At 57.5% G+C, this 2,315-nt stretch carries 3 protein-coding genes; 1 reads left to right on the plus strand and 2 read right to left on the minus strand.

Going from position 1 to position 2,315, the window contains the following annotated elements; translation table 11 throughout:
* Positions 1-415, minus strand: a 415-nt coding sequence (locus tag VJ604_RS13130) for an ABC transporter permease subunit (RefSeq protein WP_414652437.1), incomplete at its 3' end; no start/stop codon positions are given.
* A gap of 136 nt (positions 416-551) precedes the next feature.
* A complete protein-coding gene (locus VJ604_RS13135) occupies positions 552-1,541 on the minus strand; it encodes an ABC transporter substrate-binding protein (RefSeq protein ID WP_324083234.1) in 990 nt (329 codons plus the stop codon).
* Between the two features lie 424 nt (positions 1,542-1,965).
* Here VJ604_RS13135 and VJ604_RS13140 point away from each other — a divergent pair, with 424 nt between their 5' ends.
* Positions 1,966-2,304, plus strand: coding sequence for a tRNA-binding protein (locus tag VJ604_RS13140; protein ID WP_324083237.1), 339 nt, complete (start codon positions 1,966-1,968; stop codon positions 2,302-2,304).
* Positions 2,305-2,315: the final 11 nt, after the last annotated feature.

The following is a 2,315-nucleotide window of genomic DNA, read 5'->3' on the forward strand; positions in this document are numbered from 1 at the left end:
CGAAGAAGACCAGCACCTGGTACTCCTCGGGGACGATCCCCTCAAGCTTGGAGGATATCAGGGTGAGCACGGTGTCGTGGTTGAGGAGCGGCACGTTCGCGCGGTTGCCCAGCACCCGGATGTTGACCGAGTAGAGCATGGTCATGGTGAGGATACCGGCCAGCAGGTTCGGCACCTTGAGGTGGTTGTGGATCAGCGCCGTCACATAGCCGGCCAGTGCACCCCCCACGAAGGCGAGCAAAAGCGCCAGCCAGAGGTTCACGTCGGCAAGCAGGCAGGTAGCCATGATGGCGGCGCCCAGCGGGAACGAGCCGTCCACCGTGAGGTCGGGGAAGTCGAGCACCCGGAAGGTGATGAACACCCCGAGCACCATGATGCCGTAAATGAGACCTTCTACGAAAATACCTTCAATCATAAAGAAACTTCCCTTCGATCCTTTCAGGCAGATGAGATCATCCTCGCTATGGCGTCTTCGTCACATGATGAGCGCTGATCTCGCGAAGAGGTCCCCCCCTTGATAAAGGGGGGACAGGGGGGATTTGCTTTGAGTGTTACTTCTTCGCCACGACCTTCCCGTTCTGGACCACCTTGTTGGCGCTCTTCACCAGGTCCTGAGGCACGGTAAGACCAAGTTTCTTGGCCACGTCCAGGTTGATCAGCAGGTCCACGTCCGATGCCTTGGTCATGAAGCGGGTCGGCATCTGCTCCGGGTGCTTACCTTTCAGGATCTCGGCAACCATCTTGCCGGTGACCCGGCCCATCTTGTAGTAGTCGAAGCCCCAGGCGGCGAGCACCGGGAACTTTTCGGCGGAGCTGGGATCAGCGGACATGACCGGCACCTTGTTCTTCATGGCCACGTCGGTAACGGCGGACATGGCGGAGACCACGGTGTTGTCGGTGCTGATGTAGACGGCGTCAACCCTTCTGATGATGGACTGCATCGCCTCTTTCACCTCGGAGGACTTGGAGACGGTAGTCTCCACGAACTCGATGTGGAGGTCCTTGCACGCCTGTTTCACCACGCCGGCGAGCACCACGGCATTTTCCTCCGAGCTGGTGTAGATGTGGCCCAGCCTCTTCACCTTCTTCATCTTAAGTAGCAGCTCGATCTGCTGTTTCACCGGAGTCATGTCGGAGACCCCGGTCACATGTTTGCTCCCCTTGCTGACGGATTTTACCAGCCCGGCCTTGACCGGATCGGTGACCGCCGAGAAGACGACCGGTGTGGTCTTCAGGGTGTTCACCAGAGCCTGGGCGGTCGGGGTAGCGATGCCGACAGCCACGGCTACATTTTCGGACTTGAACTTATTGGCGATGGAGGCGGCGGTGTTGGAGTCGCCGTTGGCGTTCTGCAGGTCGAACTGCGCGTTCACCTTGAGGGAGGCCAGTTCGTCCTGGAGACCCTTCTCAACGGCATCGAGGGCGGGGTGCGAGACGATCTTCGACACGCCGATCAGGGGGGGGGCAGGGGCTGCGAAGACCGAGGAAACCGAGAGGGCAACCGCTAGTACTGCTGAGGCCAAAGAGATTCTTCTTTTCACAGGGCGACTCCTATTGTCATTGTATTTTCCAGCCGGCTGAGTGGAAACTCTGCACGGTGAGGAATAAAAATTGAAACGGGTGAGAATAACACCGCAAATCCCGCTACGTCAACGGCTTTGTCGATCAAATTGAACGAATTGTTGCCGTTATGAAAACTTCTAACTCTTACCTCCTCATTGACCAAACCTGTGCATGACCGTCGTGACATGCTTAGGCAACTTAGTTCAGCCACCCCAAACTCTCCCTCCCCCTGCGTGGGAGGGTTGGGGTGAGGTTCCAAGGACGTTTCCCTTTGCCACGAATTATCAAGCCATGATAGAAAACCAAATTCGATCCGCAATCATCTTCCGCACAGCGTCCCCCCCTTGATAAAGGGGGGACAGGGTGGATTGCTTCTATGGGGAGTGCATACAAGGAGGAACAGTGAAAACCATCAGTTGGAGTGACTTCGAGCAAGTGGAACTACGAGCAGGCACCATCGTAGCTGTCGAGGATTTCCCCGAAGCACGAAAGCCCGCCTACAAGGTAACCGCTGACTTCGGCGGCGAGATCGGCCTGAGGCGATCCAGCGCCCAGATAACCGACCTCTATACCAAGGAAGAGCTCCTTGGCCGCCAAATCATCGGGGTGGTCAACTTCCCGGTCAAGCAGATCGGCCCGATGAAGTCGGAGTTCCTGGTATGCGGGTTCTATCGTGAGAGCGGCGAGGTGGTGCTGGCCGTGCCCGAGCAGGCGGTAACAAACGGCGCAAAGCTGGGGTAGAGAAGTTCTGC

The sequence above is a fragment of the Geomonas sp. genome (genome assembly GCF_035254065.1).
Lineage (GTDB): Bacteria > Desulfobacterota > Desulfuromonadia > Geobacterales > Geobacteraceae > Geomonas.